The sequence below is a fragment of the Allobosea sp. LjRoot90 genome (assembly GCF_964254315.1).
Classification (GTDB): Bacteria; Pseudomonadota; Alphaproteobacteria; order Rhizobiales; family Beijerinckiaceae; genus Allobosea.
Map to the genome: position 1 here is coordinate 408,617 of NZ_CAXUTF020000002.1, position 20,142 is coordinate 428,758.

Annotated in this window: 10 protein-coding genes; 8 read left to right on the forward strand and 2 right to left on the reverse strand. The window is 68.2% G+C overall.

The genetic code is table 11. The annotated features are described in order from the left end of the window. Positions 1–77: 77 nt before the first annotated feature. The gene (locus ACSQ3M_RS08710; protein ID WP_436149671.1) at positions 78–1,976 is read right to left on the reverse strand and encodes a TRAP transporter large permease subunit; all 1,899 of its coding nucleotides are present in this window, start codon (positions 1,974–1,976) and stop codon (positions 78–80) included. Positions 1,977–2,166: 190 nt separating this feature from the next. On the opposite strand from ACSQ3M_RS08710, the gene ACSQ3M_RS08715 reads away from it, so the two are divergent. Genes ACSQ3M_RS08715 through ACSQ3M_RS08725 form a run of 3 tightly spaced genes read left to right on the forward strand, consistent with a single transcriptional unit; the run spans position 2,167 to position 5,509 of the window. Continuing rightward, positions 2,167–3,018 carry an IclR family transcriptional regulator gene (locus ACSQ3M_RS08715; protein ID WP_436149672.1) on the forward strand — a complete coding sequence of 284 codons (852 nt, stop codon included), beginning with the start codon at positions 2,167–2,169 and terminating at the stop codon, positions 3,016–3,018. Further along, entirely contained in the window at positions 3,015–4,655 is a 1,641-nt protein-coding gene (locus tag ACSQ3M_RS08720) for an acyl-CoA synthetase (protein ID WP_436149673.1), read from the forward strand. Before ACSQ3M_RS08715 ends, ACSQ3M_RS08720 begins: the two co-directional genes overlap by 4 nt. Then, positions 4,652–5,509 carry a PCC domain-containing protein gene (locus tag ACSQ3M_RS08725; RefSeq protein ID WP_436149674.1) on the forward strand — a complete coding sequence of 286 codons (858 nt, stop codon included), beginning with the start codon at positions 4,652–4,654 and terminating at the stop codon, positions 5,507–5,509. Before ACSQ3M_RS08720 ends, ACSQ3M_RS08725 begins: the two co-directional genes overlap by 4 nt. Positions 5,510–5,522: 13 nt before the next feature. Here the strand turns inward: ACSQ3M_RS08725 and ACSQ3M_RS08730 are convergent, their stop codons facing one another. Beyond that, positions 5,523–10,358, reverse strand: a complete 4,836-nt coding sequence (locus ACSQ3M_RS08730) for an autotransporter domain-containing protein (RefSeq protein WP_436149675.1) — start codon at positions 10,356–10,358, stop codon at positions 5,523–5,525. Between the two features lie 1,010 nt (positions 10,359–11,368). On the opposite strand from ACSQ3M_RS08730, the gene bcsN reads away from it, so the two are divergent. The 5 genes from bcsN to ACSQ3M_RS08755 are packed head-to-tail and all read left to right on the forward strand — an operon-like array spanning position 11,369 to position 20,095. Continuing rightward, positions 11,369–12,259, forward strand: coding sequence for a cellulose biosynthesis protein BcsN (gene bcsN, locus ACSQ3M_RS08735; protein WP_436149676.1), 891 nt, complete (start codon positions 11,369–11,371; stop codon positions 12,257–12,259). 24 nt (positions 12,260–12,283) lie between these two features. Then, the gene (bcsA, locus tag ACSQ3M_RS08740; protein WP_436149677.1) at positions 12,284–14,467 is read left to right on the forward strand and encodes a UDP-forming cellulose synthase catalytic subunit; all 2,184 of its coding nucleotides are present in this window, start codon (positions 12,284–12,286) and stop codon (positions 14,465–14,467) included. Next, positions 14,464–16,908 carry a cellulose biosynthesis cyclic di-GMP-binding regulatory protein BcsB gene (locus ACSQ3M_RS08745; RefSeq protein ID WP_436149678.1) on the forward strand — a complete coding sequence of 815 codons (2,445 nt, stop codon included), beginning with the start codon at positions 14,464–14,466 and terminating at the stop codon, positions 16,906–16,908. The genes bcsA and ACSQ3M_RS08745 overlap by 4 nt, the downstream gene beginning before the upstream one ends. Beyond that, complete coding sequence (locus ACSQ3M_RS08750; protein WP_436149679.1) at positions 16,905–17,924, forward strand: glycosyl hydrolase family 8; 1,020 nt, start codon at positions 16,905–16,907, stop codon at positions 17,922–17,924. The genes ACSQ3M_RS08745 and ACSQ3M_RS08750 overlap by 4 nt, the downstream gene beginning before the upstream one ends. Continuing rightward, positions 17,915–20,095, forward strand: a complete 2,181-nt coding sequence (locus ACSQ3M_RS08755; RefSeq protein WP_436149680.1) for a hypothetical protein — start codon at positions 17,915–17,917, stop codon at positions 20,093–20,095. The genes ACSQ3M_RS08750 and ACSQ3M_RS08755 overlap by 10 nt, the downstream gene beginning before the upstream one ends. Positions 20,096–20,142: the final 47 nt, after the last annotated feature.

Consider the following 20,142-nt stretch of genomic DNA (forward strand, 5'->3'; position numbering starts at 1 on the left):
TTATGCTGGCGCGGGTTTTCGCCATCCGGCAATCGACGGGCACGACGGGCGGCCATGATGGAGCGACATGGCGCGCCTCACAGGAACATCGTCGAGAAGGACGGCACATAGGCGATGATGGCGAGGCCGGCGAGCAGGGCCAGCAGATAGGGCCAGATCGCGCCCATCGCCTCGTCCGGTTCGACATTGCCGATCTTGCAGGCGATGTAGAAGCCGATGCCGATCGGCGGCGTCATCAGGCCGATGTTCATCGCGGTGACGACGACCATCGAATAGTGGATGTCGTTGATGCCGAGACTCTTGGCGATCGGGAACATCAGCGGCGCCATCAGCACGATCGCCGGCAGGCCCTCGAGCACGCAGCCGAGGATCATGAAGACGACGATCGTCACGGCCATGAAGCTGATCCAGCCGCCGGGCAGATGCGACATCGCGGTCGCGAGATCGCGGGCGAAGCCGGTCTGGGTCAGCGCCCAGGCCATGGCCGAGGCGGTGCCGAGAATCAGCAGGATCGCGCCGGAAAGCGCCGCGGTCTCGACCAGCATGCCGTAGAAGGTGCGCCAGCTGATGCCGCCATAGAGGACGATGCCGACGATCAGCGCGTAGAGCACGGCGATGGTCGAGACCTCGGTCGCAGTGGCGACGCCGCCGCCGACGGCGCTGCGGATCAGGAAGGGCAGGACGAGGGCGGGCGCCGCGATCAGCGCCGTCTTCCAGATCGTCGCGAACGGGGCACGGCGCACCCCCTTCAGCATCTCGCCGCGCGCCTTCCAGCGCGCCAGGATCGCGAGCACGAGCAGGAGCACGGTCGCGACGACGAGACCGTTGGTGAAGAGCCCGGCGATCGAGACGCCGGCGACCGAGCCGAGCACGATCAGCACGATCGAGGGCGGCACGGTCTCGGCCATGGCCGCGCCGGTCGAAAGCAGCGCGATCAGTTCCTTGGGCTGATAGCCGCGCCGCTTCATCTCGGGGAAAAGCGCCGGCGCCACTGTCGCCATGTCGGAGACCTTGGAGCCGGAGATGCCCGAAACCAGGAACAGCGAGCCGAGCAGCACATAGGACATGCCGGCGCGGACATGGCCGAGCATGGAGGCGAGGAAGTCGACAATCGCCTTGCCCATGCCGGTGGCATCGAGCACGCAGCCGAGCAGCACGAAGATCGGCACCGAGAGCAGGATCAGGCTCGACATGCCCTCGTCCATGCGCCCGATCATCACGAAGATCGGCACGGTGGTGCTGAACGACAGGAAGCAGAGGGCGCCCAGCCCGAAGCAGAAGGCGATCGGGATACCGGCAACGAGGCAGAGGCCGACGACGCCGAGCAGGAAGATGGCGATGTTGACGTAGCCGAGCGTCTTGAACACCGGCGTCAGCAGGAAGAAGGCCGCCGCGACAATGCCGATCACTACGGCCGAGATCAGGAGGTCGCGCAGCGTGCAGGTCTTGACCGCATAGGTCAGCACCAGCGCCAGCATGGCGATGATGCCGAAGGCGATCGCCGAGACCCGGTAGCTCGACGGGATGTTGAGCGCCGCCGAGGTGACGTAGGATTCCTCAATGACGTAGTCGATCGCCGGCCAGGTCATCACGGCGAGGAAGGTCGCGACTGCGAGCAGGCCGAAGGCGTGGACGAGACCGCGCAAACGCTCCGGCAGCATGCCGACGAACAAGGTCAGGCGCAGATGCTCGTTGCGGTCGATCGCGATGGCGGCGCCGAGCATGGCGAGCCAGAGGAAGCAGATCGAGGCGGCTTCGTCGATCCAGACCACCGGGATCGACAGCACATAGCGCGAGGTCACGCCGGCGAGCAGCAACGTGACGATGGCGACGAGCAGGGTCGCGGCGATGACTTCGAGCGGGCGCACCAGCGCCGAGCCGACACGCTTAGGGGTGTGGTCGAGACTCTCCAGAACCGCGGCGACGCCATCGCTGGCATGCGCGCCGGCGGCTGCGCTCGTGCTTGTTTCGGCCATAAGGGCCGCTCCTCCCATCCACCCGCCGCGTCGGCAGCGCCGATCGCAAGGGTCCACATTATGGCGATTTAGCTCGCTCGTTCCGTCTGGAACATACACGGATCGACCATTGTTGCAATCGCCAGCGCAGCCATCTACACCTTTAAAGCAGAAGAGAGGTCCGCATCATGGACCCAATACGGCAGAGGAAATGCAGCCCGAGTCCGTGCCGACGCCCGATCTGTCAGGCTCGCAGAGCGTCGACCGCGCTTTGCGACTGCTCTCGCTCGTCGGCCGCGAGACGGCATCCGGCCTGCCGCTCAGCGAGATCGTCGAGAACAGCGGGCTGAACAAGCCCACGGTCCGGCGCCTGCTGCTGGCGCTGATGCGGGCCGGGCTGGTCGAACAGGAGACCCGCACGCGGCGCTACCATCTCGGCGAAGAGGCCTTCGTGCTCGGCCTGCTCTCGGGCCAGCGCCACGGGCTGCTCGACCTCGCCATGCCGAGCCTCCGGGTGCTCTCCGACACGACGCAGGACACCAGCTTCTTCTCGATCCGGCGCGACCGCTTCGTCATCTGCCTGCATCGCGAGGAAGGTACTTGGCCGGTACGCACCCATGCCTTGCAAGCTGGCGACCAGCACCCACTCGGCGTCGGCGCCGGCTCGCTCGCCATGCTGGCGGCGCTAGCCGACGACGAGATCGCGGAGATGATCGAAGCCAATCGCGCCATCCTCGACGCGCGCTATCCGGCCTATTCGCCTGCGCAGCTCAGGGCCGAGATCGCCCTCACCCGGCGCCAGGGCTTCGCCCTCAATCCCGGCCACATCGTCGCCAGTTCCTGGGGCGTCGGCGTGTCCGTGCGTTATCCCGACGGGCGGGTCGCCGGCGCGCTCAGCATCGCCGCGATCGATTCACGCATGCAGCCGCAGCGGCAGCAGGAGCTCGCTACCCTGCTGCGCCAGGAGGCGCGGCAGGTCGAGCATAGGATCGCCGCCATGCTCGACCGGCGGCAGGGCAAGCCGGCGCAAGACGAGATCAGGACAGCGGAGACGACGCCATGACGACGAGCGCAGCGGGCGCCGGCCCGGCGGGTGGGCAAAAGCCCGTGACCACGCGGGTAATGAACCTCGCGCATTTCCTGACACGCAATGCCCGCCGCTTCGGCGACCGGCCCGGGCTGATTTGGGGCGAGCGGCAATGGAGCTGGGGCGAGCTCGATGCGGCAGCGCACGCGCTCTGCGCCGCACTGTCCGCCCGCGGCATCGGCAAGGGCGACCGTATCCTTGTCCACTCCAAGAATTGCGACGAGATGTTCGTCTCGATGTTCGCCGCCTTCCGGCTTGGCGCCGTCTGGGTGCCGACCAATTTTAGGCTGATGCCGGACGAGGTCGCCTATCTCGCGACGTCCTCGGGCGCCAAGGGCTTCCTCTGCCATGGCGATTTCCCTGATCATGCTGAGGCCGTCGCCAAGGAAAGCAAGGCGCTGCAGTTCACCTGGCGGATCGGCGCCGGCGCCTTCGGCGAGACGACGCTGACCGAGGCGATCGCCGCGCATCAGGGCAGCCACGTGCCCGACGCGATCGTCGACCGCGACGATCCCTGCTGGTTCTTCTTCACCTCGGGCACGACCGGCCGCTCCAAGGCGGCAGTGCTGACCCATGGCCAGATGGGCTTCGTGGTGACCAATCACCTCGCCGACCTCGTGCCGGGCTCGACCGAACAGGACGCCTCGCTCGTGGTCGCGCCGCTCTCGCATGGCGCCGGTGTGCATCAGCTGGTCCTGTCAGCCCGCGGCGCCCCAACGATCCTGCTGCCGACCGAGCGCTTCGATATCGACGAGGCCTTCCGGCTGATCGCGAAGTATCGGGTCACCAACATCTTCACCGTGCCGACCATCCTGAAGATGCTGGTCGAGCATCCGGCCGTCGACCAGCACGACCACTCCTCGCTGCGCCATGTCATCTATGCCGGCGCGCCGATGTATCGCGAGGACCAGAAGACGGCTCTGCGCAAGCTCGGCAAGGTGCTGGTGCAGTATTTCGGCCTCGGCGAGGTCACCGGCAACATCACCGTGCTGCCGACCTATCTGCACGAGGAAGAGGACGGGCCGGCGGCGCGCATCGGCTCCTGCGGCGTCGAGCGCACCGGCATCCAGGTTGCGATTCAGAACGACGCGGGCGAGGAGCTCAAGCCCTTCGAGACCGGCGAGATCTGCGTGATCGGCCCGGCCGTCTTCGCCGGCTACTACGAGAACCCCGAAGCCAATGCGAAATCCTTCCGCGACGGCTGGTTCCGCACCGGCGACCTCGGCCATATGGACGAGCAGGGCTTCGTCTACATCACCGGCCGCGCCTCGGACATGTACATCTCCGGCGGCTCGAACATCTATCCGCGCGAGATCGAGGAGAAGATCCTGACCCATCCGGCGATCGCCGAGGCCGCAGTGCTCGGCGTTCCCGATGCAGTCTGGGGCGAGATCGGCGTCGCGGTCTGCGTTGCGCGCAGTCATATCGATGAAAATGAGCTGGCAAACTACCTCGCCGAAAAGATCCCGCGCTACAAGATGCCGAAGCGCTTCTTCTTCTTCGAGGAGCTGCCGAAATCCGGCTATGGCAAGGTGCCCAAGCGGCTGGTGCGCGACGAGCTGGAGAAGCGCGGCCTGCTCGACTTCGTCAGGGCGCCGGGAGCCTCAGCGTGAGAAGGATCGAGCAGCCGGGGCCGGCCGAGCCCGAGCGCATCCAGTGGGCCGAGGGGCACGGCCGCAAGCTCATGCTTGAGCTGAAGCCCGGCCTGCTGCTCGACGCGATCGCCGAGGCCTTCGCCGCGCACGGCTTTTCCAGCGGCGTGCTACGCCTGCCGGCCGGGCTGGCGCTCGCGCCCTTCGCCTATGTCATGCCGGCGCTGTCGGCGACGCCGGAGCATGCCGCCTTCTACAGCGAGACCTTCCGGCCTGATGGCGTGACTCGGATCGAGGCTGGAGCCCTGACCTTCGGCGAGCGCGACGACGTCCCGTTCTTCCATGGCCATGCGCTCTGGCGCGAGGCCGATGGCACCCATAATGGCGGCCATATCCTGCCGGACCAGAGCTTCCTGGCGGAACCGATCACCGTCGATGCGGTCGGGCTGGATGGCGCCGGCTTCGTCGCCGGCCATGATCCCGAGACCAATTTCAAGCTGTTCATGCCGGCGGTACAGCCGAGCGCCGGCGCAGAAGCCGGCGGCCGCTTCTTCGTGCTGCGGCTGCGACCGAACCGCGACGTCTTTACCGCCCTGGAAGCGTTCTGCGCCGAACGCGGCATCGTCCACGCCGTCATCCATGGCGGCGTCGGCTCGACCATCGGCGCCCGCTTTGCCGATGATCGCGTCATCGAGCCCTTCGCCACAGAGATCGCGATCACGGCCGGCCATGTCGCGCCGGGCGAAGGCGGCAAGCCGGAAGCGGCGCTCGCCATCGCGCTGGTCGACTATACCGGCGGTATGGCGCAAGGCGCGCTCAAGCGCGGCGAGAACCCGGTGCTGATGACGCTGGAGCTGGTGCTGGAGGCGCACTAGCGCGCCTCCCCTTTCAGAACCTGACTTCGACCCTGCCCTTGAGGGCGTGGTCTCTTGAGCGTTCGCCGATGGCGGCGGAGTAGGTCAGGCCGAGCGCGGTGGCAGACGAGATGCGCCAGTCGAGCCCGGCCTCGGCGACGAGCGCCTCGCGATCGATTTGAGCCGCGAACACGCGCGCCGGGGTAGTGCCGAGCGCGAAGGCCGTGCTCGCCTGCGGGGTGAGTTCGCCAAAGCCGTGGCGCCAGCCGAGCATGGCGCGGGCGAAGAGCGGCGCCGAGCCGAGCTGCGCCTCGGCGCGCAGGCCGAGCGTGGTGAAGCCGAGCAGCTGCTCCGAGGAGAGCACCCGCAGCGCCGCGGCGCCGCCCTGCTCGGTGCCGGCCTCGGCCGAAACCCGGATCAGGGCGAGCTGCGCAAAGGGCTCGAGCGCAAAGCCGCTGAAGGCGAAGCCATAGCCGAGCTCGGCGAAGCCTTGCGCCACCGCGCCTGGGCGCTGCAAGCGCAGGCTGTCGCCAAAGCCGCGGATCTGGATCTGGCGGCGGATGTCGCTCTCGGACCATGAGTAGGCGAGACCTGCATCGAGACGCAGGTTGCCGAAGCGGGCGCCGGCATAGAGCGCGGCATGGCCGCTATCGAGCTTGCCCGAAGAGCGCCTGGCATCGAGGTCGAAGCGCGACTGGCTGTAGCCGCCGGCGACGCCGAGCCTGAGCGACGAGCCGGGATTGTCGTAGAGCATCAGGTCGGCGCCGAGCAGGGCCCCGCCGCTGCGGCGCGACAGGCCGGCCGCATTGCCGTCGGCATTGGTGTTGCCGGCGCCACCGAAAGCCTCACCCCAGAGGGCGTAACGCGGCTGCGCGACCGGCGCATTCATCAGCACCGCGCCCTTGCGGCCAGGCAGATCGGCCGAGAAGCTCGCCGCGACTTGACCGGGAGCTTGCGTCAGCAACGGCCCGCGCAGGCGCGACAGGATCGTCTCACGCACCAGCCGGCTCTCGTCAATCATCACGGCGACGCCTTGAGCATGCGCCTCGCCCGAGAGCAGGTCGAAGCCGGCGCGCGCCTCGGCCGCCGTGCCCGAGAGCAGCGTGTCGTAGATCGGGTTGCCGACGCCGAGCGCCTCGGCTGCGTGCCCGATCGAGGCCTGATTGCGGGTCCCCGCCACCTCCGGGAAGGTCGTGGCGGTGCGGCTCATCGTCAGGGTGACATTGTTGCTGTCATAGGCCAGCGACGGCGTCAGGAAGACGAGGTCCGAGGTCACGTTGCCGAACTGGCCGCTGACCCCACCCGCGGCGGTCAGGATGGTGTAGCTGGTCGATGCGGCGTAGTTGCCCCTCTCGGCCAGCACCGCGACCGTCCCACCCGAGATCGTCGCCAGCCCCGAAGCCAGGATCTTGTCGCTTTGCCCGGCAGGGTTGATCTCGACCTGATAGGTCGAGCCCGCCGCAAACGAGATGTTGCCGGCCACATTGAGCGTTCCGATCGAGTTGCCCGGCGCGACCGTGCCGCCGGCATTGGCGGCGATGCCGCCGACCGTGCCCGAGCCACCCAGCGCGCCGCCATCGATCGTCACTGCCCCGGTGAGCGAGCCGTTCACGACGAGCTTGCCGCCCGACACTGTCGTCGCGCCGGTATAGGTATTGGCACCGGCCAGGGTCAGCACGCCGGAACCGCGCTTGGTCAGCGTGCCCGTGCCGGAAATGTCGTAGGTCAGCGTCGCCGTATCGGTGAAGTCGGCAACGATGGCACCATCGTTGACGATCGCTCCCGCCGTGATGGTCAGCAGACCGGCGGTGCCGCCATTGCCGAGGTTGAGCGTGCCGAACGTGTCGATCTGGAGATCGCCCGCGGTGATCCGGAGTTCGCCGCCCTCGGCGAGGGTGACGGAAGTCGGGTCTGCCGAGCCGGGACCGATGGCGAAGGTGTTGGGGATGGTCCAGAGCGAGCCCGCGCCGGTCACCAGCGCGCTGGCACTGCCGCCGAAATCGGCCTGGACCGCGGCGCCGAGGTTTACGGTCAACCTCGCGCCGCCCGAGATGATCAGCGAGGCGTTGCTCGCCAGACCCTGCAGCAGGAATATATCAGTCGTGACCGAGGAGCCGACGCCGTCGATGCGCAGATTGGAGAAGACGACGAGGCCCCAGCCGGGATTGGTGAGCGTGCTGCCCTGGCTGACCACCAGTGTGCCCGCATTCACCTCGATATGCCTGCCGAGCGTCAGCGAAGCGGCCTGATCGAGAAGCAGCGTGCCGCCATTGACCTGGACACCGCCGCCGAAGGTCAACGAGCCGCCGCGGATGATGAAGGCGCCGGTGCTGCAGGCACAGATCGTGAGGTCGCCCCCGAGGCTGCTGCCGGTGCCGGTGACAATCTGCGTGCCCGAACCTCCGAACTCGAGCGAGCCATCGCCGAGAAAAAAGCCCGAGAAGGTGGTGGTCTGGTTGGTGCCTCCCATGATCAACGTCTCGTCGAAGCCGATCAGGACGAAGCCGGCGCCCGACAACGAACCGATCGTGGCGACGGTGTTGGCGCCTCCCGCCACCTCGAGCACGGCGTTGGCGGCGACGGTATAGTCCGACTTCGCCGAGAAGGCGCCTGAGTTTCCGGCGACCAGCCGCCCGCCCACGAGCTGCGTCGCGCCCTCATAGGTATTGATTCCGGTCAGGACTGTGATGCCGTCGATCTGGCGTACCGAGCCGGCGCCAGTGATCGCCGCGCTGAAGCCGTAGCCGACATTGGTATGGTTGAAGACCAGCTGGCTCGCGCTCGCGACCAGATCGACCTTACTGACGAGAAGATTGCCCGCCGCCACGGCGCTGCTGCCCTCAGCCGCGCCGATATTGATGATGCCACCAGCTCCGCCGATGCTCAGCCCTGCGATGATCGTGCCGTCGCTGCCGCTGCCGAGCTGGAGGCTGCCGCCGTTCGCGACTGTCAGCGTGCCGGCGTTGGAATGGCCGACATAGAGGCTCGCGCCATCGCCGAACCATTGCGAGCCGGATCCGGTGATCGTGACCGAACTCACGCCGCCGGCGCCGACGATGCCGACCGTGCCGGCGCCCGAGCCGCTCTTCACCGTGCCGCCAGCCTCGATCCGCAACGTGCCCGAGCCGTGCTCGCCGACCCGCATCTGGCCGGCGGTCTCCCAGCTCGATCCGGCGCCGGTGACGATCGCGGTCGCGCCGTTGCTGATATAGGCCTGCCCGCCGGCAGCGGTGCTGCCGAGCTTGCCGCCGCCCTCGATCCGCAGCGTGCCGTCGTTGACCCAGGTCCGGCCATTGTAACCGGCCGAGCTGTCACCGGTCAGAACCAGCGTGCCGGCGCCCTGCTTGATGAAGCTGGCGCTGCCGGTTGTCGTGATCGCGCCGGTCAAGGTCAGCGTCGTCCCAGCATCGGTCTCGATGCGGCCGCCGCCATTGGTGAAGGCGAGATTCCGGGCGCTCGAGAACGTGGCCGTCGTGCGCAGCACCGCATCGGCCCCGGTCCCCGCCCCGCCGACGATGGTCGCATTGGAGAAGGTGAGCGCTGAGCCCGCACTGCCGAGATTGGCATCAGACGAGACCGAGACCGTGCCCTGCGAAATCTCCGTACCACCGGTGTAGAAATTGCTGCCGGTCAGGGTCAGCGTCCCGCTGCCGGTCTTGGCGAGGCCGCCCGCACCGGTGATCGTACCGCCCATGGTGAAATTCTGGCCGGCGGTGACCTCGACCGTGCCGTTGGCGTTGAGCACCATCGCCCGGGCCGTGGTGAAGCTACCCGTCACCTGCAGGGTGCTGGCGCCGCCGAAGGTGATCCCGCTCGCCGCATTGCCGAGATTGGCATCGGCCGAAATCGAAAGCGTGCCGGCGTTGAGCGTCGTGCCGCCGGCATAGGTGTTGGCGCCGGTGAGGACCACCGTGCCCGCCCCATCCTTGACCACTCTGCCGCCGCCGCTGATGACGTTGCCGACCGTGACGGCGCTGGACTGATTGAAGGTCAGCGTGCCGCTGTCGATGATGATGCCGCCGGTCAGGCCGGAGGTGGCGTTGCCGAAGGCCAGCGTGTTGCTGCCACCGGTGAAATGGATCGCCGCCGACTGTGTGCCGCCACCACCGACCCCGCCGGAAATCGCGCCGCTGGTGGTGATCGACAGATTCGCTCCGACAATGCCCTCGCCGCCTGCACCATGGGCGCCCGGGCCCCCGCCCCCGCCCGCGTCTCCCGGGCCCGCTGCTCCGCCATTGCCGCCCCGGACCGTGCCGTTGACAGTCAGCGTGGTCGCCAGGCTGCCATCGGTGAAGACCATGCCGATGCCGCCGGTGCCGCCGGAACCGCCGAAGTCGGAAGTGCCGCCATCGCCGCCGGCGCCGCCATTGCCGCCGGAGACGATGCCGGTGATCGTCCCCGTCGTCCCGGCGCCGGTGACGACCGCGCCATAGCCGCCGCCGCCGCCGCCGCCACCGCCACTGAGGTTGCCGCCACCGGCCCCCGCGCCGCCAATGGTGCCGGAACTGGCGCCAACTGGCACGCCGGTGTCGACGGAGCCGTGGATGCCGCCTGTTCCGCCCTGGCCGGACCCGGCCGCTCCGTTAGGGCGACGGCCCCCGGCGCCGCCCGTGACGGCGCCTGCGCCGCCGCCGCCGCCGCCGCCGAAAGAAGGCGTGCCGTTGCTGCCGGCGCCGCCAGCGCCGGTCGGATTGTCGCTCCCGCCGGCGCCGCCCGTGCCCAAGCCGCCGACACCATTGCCGCCGCTGCCGCCATTGGCCAGAGCCGGCGCGGCGAGCGCAAGCAGGACAAACGCCGTGCCCGCGAGCAGACGCGACGCCAGCCGCAAGCGGCTCGGCCCTTCAGTCTCGGCAAACAGCACGGATGTCACGAAGTCCCCCCAACCCACCACAACATACCGTGCGGCGCCTCCGCGAGCCATGAACCGCCGTTCACATCCATCGTCGGTGGCGCTCTGTTGCAGACTTGTCGCAATGTGCGCATCCGCCGCCTCGGGGCATGCGATTGCAGGCCACGCGAAGCCTCTCTTCGTCCATGAGGGCCGGCGCCGAATCGACAGTGATTCCAGTATGATTTCTTGACCATTCCCCCATCCGACAACACAGACATATTGCCCCAACGTCAAGCGCGCGCCTGCCAGCCGGCGCCAGCGTTGCGGGGATAACCCGCCAATCAATCCCCGCCCCCGAAACCGGGCGTATTCTCCCCCCGTCCTGTCCGACCAAGGGGGCTGTCGCGAGGCATCGTGCGGCCGGGCGGGAGAGCGGTGTCCGTCTGAACAACCGTTGCGGGTTGGAATGGCGGAGGAGCCTCGTCCGGGCGAAGCCGGGTCTTGCCCGACCTGAAGGCGCGGCGAGGCACCTTAGAGAACCGCGCGCGGGGTTCGGGAGCGGCGTGTTCAAGCCGCTTCGACACTTCGACATCGACATTCGACATGGCGGCGAAGGCTGCCGCATCCGGACCCCGCGCACCCCTTGGGCTTGCGCTTGCCCTCAGACCCTCGCGGCAGGAGCCGGCGGGGATTTTGGTGCGAGCCTCAGGCTCTCGCCTCGACCAGCCAGCCTTCGCAACCGTCTGGTATTTAGAGCAAATTCAATCATCCTTGAAAGATACGCGACAATAGCCGGCTCGATCCGAGGCTTGTCGATCGACCGGACATAGCCCTGCCCAGCCAAGTCCACTGCAAAAATCGCCATCGCCGCGCACAATCGGTTGGAAGGCCGGCGCGAATCATCTGTATTGGCGGCAAGCTACTCGGTCGATGCGCTCCCCGGACGGCCTGCGCACGGGAGTAACGACTCGTTAACCAATGTTAATCGATGGTCAATGCATGACGGCGCGCACCAACCGCTTCCGGCGACAATGACGATTCATCGGCGAATGACGATCGCGGGTCTCGCGATCCCGTCAGCGCAGAAGGCAGCACTCCTGTGGGTCGCCGCCACGGCCTTGCTCGTGGCGGGTTGCGGCGAGCAGCGGCTGTCCGACGCCGAACTGACCTTCGCGACCCGCGCCATCGCAGTCGACCCCAGCCGGGCGCTGATCGCCTTGCCGCCCGGTGGCCCGCCCGCGATCGGCGTCACGCAGCGCAGCTACGAGAACGCGGTTTCGCAGACGATTTCGCTGGCGACGCGCGGCCGGACGCCCGGCGAGAACATGATCCAGGTCGCCTTCTTCACCGCGGCCGACCTGCCGGACAGCGCCGGTGTCGAGGGCAACCTGCTCAAGCTGCCGGGGATCGACGACTTCGCCGTCGCGCAGGACATGGAGGAGCGCCTGCCGGGCGTCGCCATGGCGCCGTCGGCCGTCTTCGTCCAGAACAAATACGGCCCGTTCGGCTATGCCTTCGGCCGCAGCGCCGGCGGTGAGGCCTGCCTCTACGCCTGGCAGCGCATCGCCGATGGCGACAGCGTCTTCCGGCCGAAATCAGGCGCAGTCTCGGTCCGCATGCGCATCTGCGATCCCAAGGCGAGCGAGGCCGCGCTGCTCCGCCTCGCCTATGATTATTCCCTGAACGCCTCGCTGCGACGGAGCGGCTGGGGCCCGATCGGGGACGCTCCGGCGCCAGCGCCGGAACTCGGCAAGGCCGGGGCGCCGATCTATCCGCTGCCGCAGGCTTCAGATCCGGAACCACCGGCGCCCCGACGCGTTGCGCGACCGCGGCCGGTGCGAGCTTCGCAAACCGAAGCCGACCGGTCCCATGATTCTCAGCCAATCCCGGACAGGCTGCTGGAGGGATACCCGACCGTTCCGCCACCACCTGCGCCCTGAGGCAACGAAGCGTCAGACGAATCGATGCGAACCGCGAGCTACGTCATCTTCTGGGCTATCGCGACCGCCGTGGTCGTGGCGCTCATCACGCTGCCGATCAGCCTGCAGGCGCATCTGATCGCCGGGACGATCGTCGTCGGGGCGATGATCCTGCTCAAATTCCTGCGCCCCTACGGGGTCTGGCGCCTGATCGCGCTCGGGCTCGGAACGGCGATGGTGCTGCGCTATGTCTACTGGCGCACGACGAGCACGCTGCCGCCGGTCAATCAGCTCGAGGACTTCATCCCCGGCCTGATCCTCTACCTGGCCGAGCTCTACAATATCGGCATGCTGTTCCTCAGCCTGTTCGTCGTGGCGATGCCGCTGCCGCGGCGCAAGACGCCGCCGCCGCTTCCAGCGGAGGCGCCCGCCGTCGATGTCTTCGTGCCCACCTACAACGAGGAGCCGGAGCTCCTGGCGACGACGCTCTCGGCGGCGCTCGCCATGGACTATCCGACCGGCCGCCTGACGGTCTACCTGCTCGACGACGGCGGTACCGATGAAAAATGCAACGCCGACAATTTCGTCGCCGCCAGCGCGGCGCGGGAGCGTCGGACCGCGCTGCAGACGCTTTGCGAGGGGCTCGGCGTCACCTATCTGACGCGCGAGCGCAATGTCAGCGCCAAGGCCGGCAACCTCAACAACGGCCTTGCCAACTCCGGCGGCGAGCTGATCGTCGTCTTCGACGCCGACCACGCGCCGGCGCGCAGCTTCCTGACCGAGACGATCGGCTATTTCGCCCAGGACCCGAAGCTGTTCCTGGTCCAGACGCCGCACTTCTTCATCAATCCCGATCCGCTGGAGCGCAACCTCAAGACCTTCAAGGCGATGCCGTCCGAGAACGAGATGTTCTACGGCATCATCCAGCGCGGCCTCGACAAGTGGAACGCCTCGTTCTTCTGCGGCTCAGCGGCGGTGCTGCGCCGCACGGCGCTACAGACGACCAGCGGCTTCTCCGGCCGCAGCATCACCGAGGACGCCGAGACGGCGATCACGCTGCACGCAACCGGCTGGAACAGCATCTATGTCGACAAGCCGCTGATCGCGGGGCTGCAGCCGGCGACCTTCACCAGCTTCATCGGCCAGCGCTCGCGCTGGGCGCAGGGCATGATGCAGATCCTGATCTACCACCGCCCGATGCTCAAGCGCGGCCTCTCCTGGCCGCAGCGCCTGTGCTACTCGTCCTCCGCCCTGTTCTGGCTGTTCCCGTTCGTGCGCCTGACCTTCCTGGTCGCGCCGCTCTGCTATCTCTTCTTCGGATTGGAGATCTTCACCGCCTCGGGCGCCGAGTTCATCGCCTATGTGTTCAGCTACATGGCGGTGAACCTGATGATGCAGAACTATCTCTATGGCCGCTATCGCTGGCCCTGGATCTCCGAGCTCTACGAGTTCATCCAGTCGGTCTATCTGCTTCCGGCAGTGATCTCGGTCCTGCTCAATCCCGGCAAGCCGACCTTCAGGGTCACTGCCAAGAGCGAAGAGCTGGGGACGCGGCGCGTCTCCGAGCTCGGCCTGCCCTTCTTCATCATCTTCGCCGTGCTGGCGCTGGGCGTCGTCGCCACCTATTGGCGCACCATCGCCCAGCCCTACAATGCCGACACCACCCTGGTGGTCGGGCTGTGGAACATCCTCAATTTGCTGATGGCGGGCTGCGCCCTCGGCGTCGTCTCGGAGCGGCCGGAAGGGCGTGGTGCCCGGCGTTTTCCGGTGAAGCGCCGCGGCGAGATCAGCATCGGCGGCCTGACGGCGCCGATCGTCACCGAGAACGTCTCCGTCGACGGCGTCGCCATCCGGGTGTTGTCCAAAGGCTTCGACAAACTGGCGGTGGGAAGCAAGGGCGAAATCTCCTTCGAGACCTCGATCGCGATGCCATCAGGCGGGTTGCCGGTCCGCATCGCCCGCCTCGCATCGGACCAGAAAGGGCTGGTGCTGGGCTGCCAATACGAACCCAGCGAGCCGCTGCACAGCCGCATCATCGCCGACCTCGCCTTTTCCGATGCCAGGATCTGGAGCGACTTCCAGAAGGCGCGGCGCCAGAACATGGGCGTCGTCTACGGCACCTTTCGCTTCCTGCGTCTCGCCGTGTTCCAGACCAGCCGCGGCCTGTCCTACCTCTTCGGCCTGTACCGCTTTTCGCGGTCGACCAAGCCGCGGAGTGCGGCGGAATGAGAACGCGCCTCCTGCCCATCCTCGCCGCGGCAGCGATCCTCCCGATCGGGGGCTTCGGACTGCGCGCGCAGGAGGCCCAGCCTCCGCAGGAGCCGGCGCCGTTCATGATCGCGCCGCCGGCCCAGCAGCCGGCCGCGCCTCGCCCGCCGGAGCCGCCGCGAGCTGCCGTGCCCACGCCGGTCACGCCCGCCATCCCCACCAGCTTCGCCTTCAAGCCGCTGCTGCCGGCGGCGCGTGTCACCCTCGAAGGCGAAAGCGATACGCGCGGCTGGGCCTTCTACCTGACCCAGGACGAGGCGAGCGCCGATCTCAATCTCGACGTCGCCTTCCAGAATGCACTGGTCGTGATGCCCGAAGCGTCGCGCCTGACGGTCCGCATCAATGGCGAGCGCATCATGGAAGCGCCGATCGCCTCCTCCGATCGCCTGAAGCGAACCTCCACCGCGATCCGCAAGGGGCTGCTCAGGCCCGGTCAGAACACGATCCGTTTCGAGGCCGTGCAGCGCCACCGCACCGACTGCACGATCACCTCCACCTATGAATTATGGACGCGGATCGACGGTGCGGGTACCAGGCTGTCCTTCAGGAACCCGGCGACGCAGCAATCGCGCCTGCGCAGCATCGACGACCTCCCGGCCGTCGGCGCCGACGAGAGCGGGCAGACGACGATTCATATCGTTGCGCCGGGTGCCACGCGCGCCATTGCTGCGAGCAGCATCCTCGCCGTCGCGCAGGGAGTCGCCTTACGTGGCCGCTATAGCCAGGCCGCGGTGCGGGTCTCCGAGCGGTTGCCGGAGCGCATCCGTCCCGGCGTGCTGACCGTGCTGCTCGGCACGAGCAAGGAATTGCGCGACCTCATCGGCGCGTTGCCTGCCGAGGCGGGAGCCGGCAGCTTCCTCGGCTTCGTTGCGAATCCCAAACTGGGGCCCGCTGCCCTCCTCGTCACCGGCGAGACCTGGCCGGATCTCGAGGCGATCATCGCCAGGCTCCTGACCGGGCCCGTGTCCAGGCCGACCAACATCAACCGCAAGACGATGGACACGGCGAGCTGGCATGTGCCGGACGCGCCATTCATCTCGGGCAAGCAGGCGCTGCGCTTCTCCGAGCTCGGCGTCCCCACCCAGGAATCCTCGGGCCGGCGCATGCGCGTGCGCGCTGTCGTCGCCATGCCCGGGGATTTCTACGCCAACGCCTATGGCGAGGCGACGCTCTATCTCGACGGCGCCTATTCGGAGGACGTCCTTCCCGGCTCCGGTCACATCGAGATCTTCGTCAACGGCAATGTCGCGGCGACGGTGCCGCTCAATGCGACGAATGGCGGGCTCTTCCAGCAGACCCCGATCACCGTGCCGCTCCGGCACTTCCGGCCGGGGATCAACGAGCTCTGGTTCGAGACGGTCATGCCGACGCGGTCCGACCTCGCCTGCGGGCCCGGCGCGACCCTGCCCGGAAAGAATCGCTTCGCCCTGTTCGACACCACGACGCTGGCGTTCCCGGATTTCGCCAAGATCGGGGTCAGCCCCAATCTCGCGGCCGTGGCGGGCACCGGCTTCCCCTATTCGATCGCCTCGCATGTGGCGCTCGTCATCGGCCGGCAAGACCTGCCCAATCTCAGCGCCGCCGCCACGCTGCTCGCCCGGCTGGCCCAGCGTGCCGACCGGCCGCTGCCGGTGGATGTCCTCGGCAGCGCCGCGACCGTCGGCAACCGCCCCGCCTTGATCGTCGGCGCCGCCGGCCAGCTACCGGCCGGGCTGCTGCCGCGCGTCGGCATCGCCGACAATGTCCGCAACACCTGGCCACAGCGCGCGGACGCGGTCGTCGTCGTGCCGGAAACCGAAGGCACGGCCGTGTTCGACGCGGTGATCAACCGCTTTCAGGGCCGACAGACGACGCCGGAGGATTCGGGCGGCTCCACGCCGACGACGGAAGGGGTCCGCGACCGCTGGCGCGGCTCGCTCGGCGGGCCGCTCGCCCGCTACTTCATCGGCTTCGACCAGTGGCTGCAGCGGACCTTCGACCTCTCCTTCGCCCAGCTGCGCGCGCCCTCGCGCGCGCCTTCGCTCTACGAGCCGGCCGAAGGAGCCGAATTGATCGCCGCGCAGGCGACCGACCCCGATACGCGGCAGGTCTGGACCGCCTTCGTCGTGCGCCAGGAGGAGGCGCTGGAGCGGGCGGCGGACAGGCTCGTCACCCCCGGCAACTGGGCCGGCATGGCCGGCCAGGTCACGGCCTTCCGCAGCGGCCAGGACAATCACGTCATCTCGGCGGACAGCACTTCGTTCGTCATGACCCGGCCGTTCAGCCTGGCCAATATGCGCCTGGTCTTCGCCAACTGGATGTCGAGCAATATCGGCATCTACGCGCTGGCACTGCTCGCGGCCTGCATCGGCCTCGGTATCGGGACCTTCCTGATGCTCGGCCGGTTGGGGAGGCGTTCATGAGACGGCTTCGCGCAGCCCTGGCCGCCACCCTCCTCTGCCTGACCCCCGGCGCACAGGCCGCCCTGCCGGCCGGCGCCTGGGAGCTCTACCGCCAGAAGTTCGTCACTACCGAGGGTCGTGTCGTCGACGACGCCAATGGCGACATCAGCCATAGCGAGAGCCAGGGCTACGGGCTGCTGCTGGCCTGCCTCGCCGGCGATCGCGGCAGCTTCGCCAGCATCCTCTCCTTCACCCGGACCGAACTCCTGATCCGCGATGACGGCCTGGCAGCCTGGCGCTGGGACCCGAAGGCCAGCCCGCGCGTCACCGACATCAACAATGCCAGCGACGGCGACCTCCTGATCGTCGAGGCTCTAGCCTGCGCCGGCACACGCTGGTCGATGCCGGCCTACACCACAGCGGCCCGCCAGATCGCCCGTTCGCTGGCCAAGGTCGCGCTCCTGAAGCGCGGCGGCGAGACCTGGCTGATGCCCGCAGCGAAAGGTTTTTCCGAGCAGGAGCGGGCGGACGGCCCGGTGATCAACCCGTCCTATTGGGTGTTCGAGAGCTTCCCTCTCCTCACCCGGCTCACCGGCGACCAGAGCTGGATGCAGGTACAGGCCAGCGGGCTGAAGCTGCTCGACGACCTCGCCAAGAGGAGGATCCCGTCGGCCGACTGGCTCTCGCTCAAGGGCGAGCCGAAGCCGGCCGACGGTTTCCCGCCGCAGTTCGGTTACAACGCGATGCGGATCCCGCTCTATCTCCTGCGCGCGGGCCTCGTCGACAAGCAGCGCCTCGAGCCGTTCCGCCAGGCCTGGGCCAACGGCATGGCGGTGATCGACGTGCCGACCGGCAAGCCTGTCGAAGCACTGCCGGATGCCGGCTATCGCATCCTCGCCGCCGCCATGACCTGCGCGCTCGACCGCACTCCGGTTCCAGCCGAGCTGAAGGCGTTCCAGCCGACGGCCTATTACCCGTCGACGCTGCATCTGCTCGCCCTCTCGATGCTGAGCGAGAGGTATCCGCAATGCATGTGAAATCCGTGCTGATCGCGGTCGCGGCATCGAGCGCCGCCTTCTATGGGCTCGGCCGTTACGGCCATAACTTGACGTGGCCGGACGCGCCGTCGCCGGCTGTCCAGCAGGCGCTGGCCCAGGCCGAGGCGAAGCCGGATCCCGCTCAATCGACCGGAGCCGTGCCAGGGCCGGCCGAGACCGAACTGGCCCAGGCCCCAGGACGGCCAGCCTCACCGGCACCGCCGCAGGGGCAGAAAGTCGACGAGACGGCCCTGCGCTATTTCGCGGCGCAGGGCGACACCCGCCGCTATGAGGCGGAGCTCGCCCGGTTGCGCGCCCTCTATCCCGAGTGGAAGCCGCCGACCGACCTGACCTCGCCGCAACCGACTGGCGATCCCGAGTTGGAACGGATCTGGCGGCTGTTCGCCGAAGGCAAATATGGCGAAGCGCGCGCCGCGATCGGGCAGCGCAGCAGCGCCGATCCAAGCTGGCAGGCGCCGGCCGATCTGATCGCCCAGCTCGACCGGGCCGAGGCCGGCCAGCGCCTGGCCAACGCGGCCAATGCCAGGCAGTGGGAACAGGTCATCCGCATCGGCACCGAGACGCCGGCGCTCCTGACCTGCGCCAATGTCGACGCGCTCTGGCGCGTGGCCGAGGCCTTCGTCCAGACCGGCGCGCCGGAGCGTGCCCGCGACGCCTATGCCTATGTGCTGACCAACTGCACCAACCCGGCCGAGCGGGTCGGCACCATGCAGAAGGCGCTCGCCAGCCTGCCCGAGGCGCTGGTCGTCCCGCTGCTGGCGCAGGAGCGGCAGAACGAGTTCTCCGGCATCCGCGACGAGATCGCCCGGCGGCATGTCGGCAAGGCCGCCGAAGACCCGACCCTGACCGCAACGCCCGAGGAGATCCGGCGCATCGAGGCACTCGCCAATGCGGCGACGACGCCGGACGATCCGATCCTGCTCGGCTTCTACACCTTCCGCCATAACGAGTCGGCCAAGGCCGTGAGCTGGTTCCAGATGGCGCTGGCGCGCAATGGTGGCGCCAAGGCGGCAGAGGGAGCCGTGCTCGCTTTGGGCGCGCTGCAGAAATACCAGGAAGCGGAAACCCTCGGCGCACAATGGCTGGAAGCCGGCCCCGCGAACCGGAAAGCCTATCTCGACGTCGCGACCGCACTGATCGCCCAGGAACCGGCGCCCCGGCTCGAACGCGCCGTCATCGAGCGCATCGCCAGGACGGTCGGCGTCGACCGCTATGCGCCCGGCGGCGCCGCGCTCGGCTGGTACGCCTATAATTCCGGGCAGATCGCGCCGGCCGAGACCTGGTTCGAAACAGCCCTGTCCTGGGATCGCAACTATGAGCCGGCCGCTTACGGCCTGGCGCTCGTGCATCAGCGCCTGCGCGACCAGGGGGCCTTACGCGCCATCATCGCCGAATGGCGCAGCCGTTCGCCGCGCATCGCGGATCTGCTGAACCCGGCGCGCGGTCGTGCCCCGGTCGCAACGCGAGGAACCCGGCCCCTGACCGAGACAAGCCCGACAGCCCGGACGGTTCCGGTGCCTGAACCCGTCGAGCGGGCACCGCGCCGTGTCGTCCGAACCGAACCTGCGCCGCCGTCCCGCTACGAAGACGATAGTCCTGCCGTGGTTGTGGCGCGCCGTCCAGCGCTCGAGCGCCCGCGCAGCGGTTCCTGCGGTACCGGCACCAGCGGAGCTGCCGCGCTCCAGCGCGGCTGGTGCCTGCTGAACCTCAAGCGGCCGGCCGCCGCGGCGGAGGCGTTCGACGCAGCCCAGCGCGGCGGCAACGCCCAGATCGCGGCCGATGCCGCTGCCGGCAAGGCCTATGCGAAACTCCAACAGGGGCTGACGGCGGAAGCCAGCGCCGCAGCCGCGAGCGCAGCGTTGCCGCCGGCGCGCCGCAAGGAGCTGCAGACCCTGCTCCTGTCCGAGCGCTTCTACGCCCAGTACGAGGCCAAGGATTTCAATGGCGCGCTGATCACGCTGGGCGAGCGATCGCGCCATGCCTCCGAAAGCACCGATCTGATGCTGATGCGCGGCTGGTCCTATTTCAATCTCGGCCGCTTCGACGACGCCGCGCAGGTCTTCCAGGCGCTTTACCGGGCGAATGGCTCGCCGCAGGCGATGTCCGGCCTGACGGCGATCCGGGATGTAACCCAGCGCAACCGATATTAGCGCCCGATCGGCGAAGACGGCGGAAACCGGCACAAGCCGGTGTGATC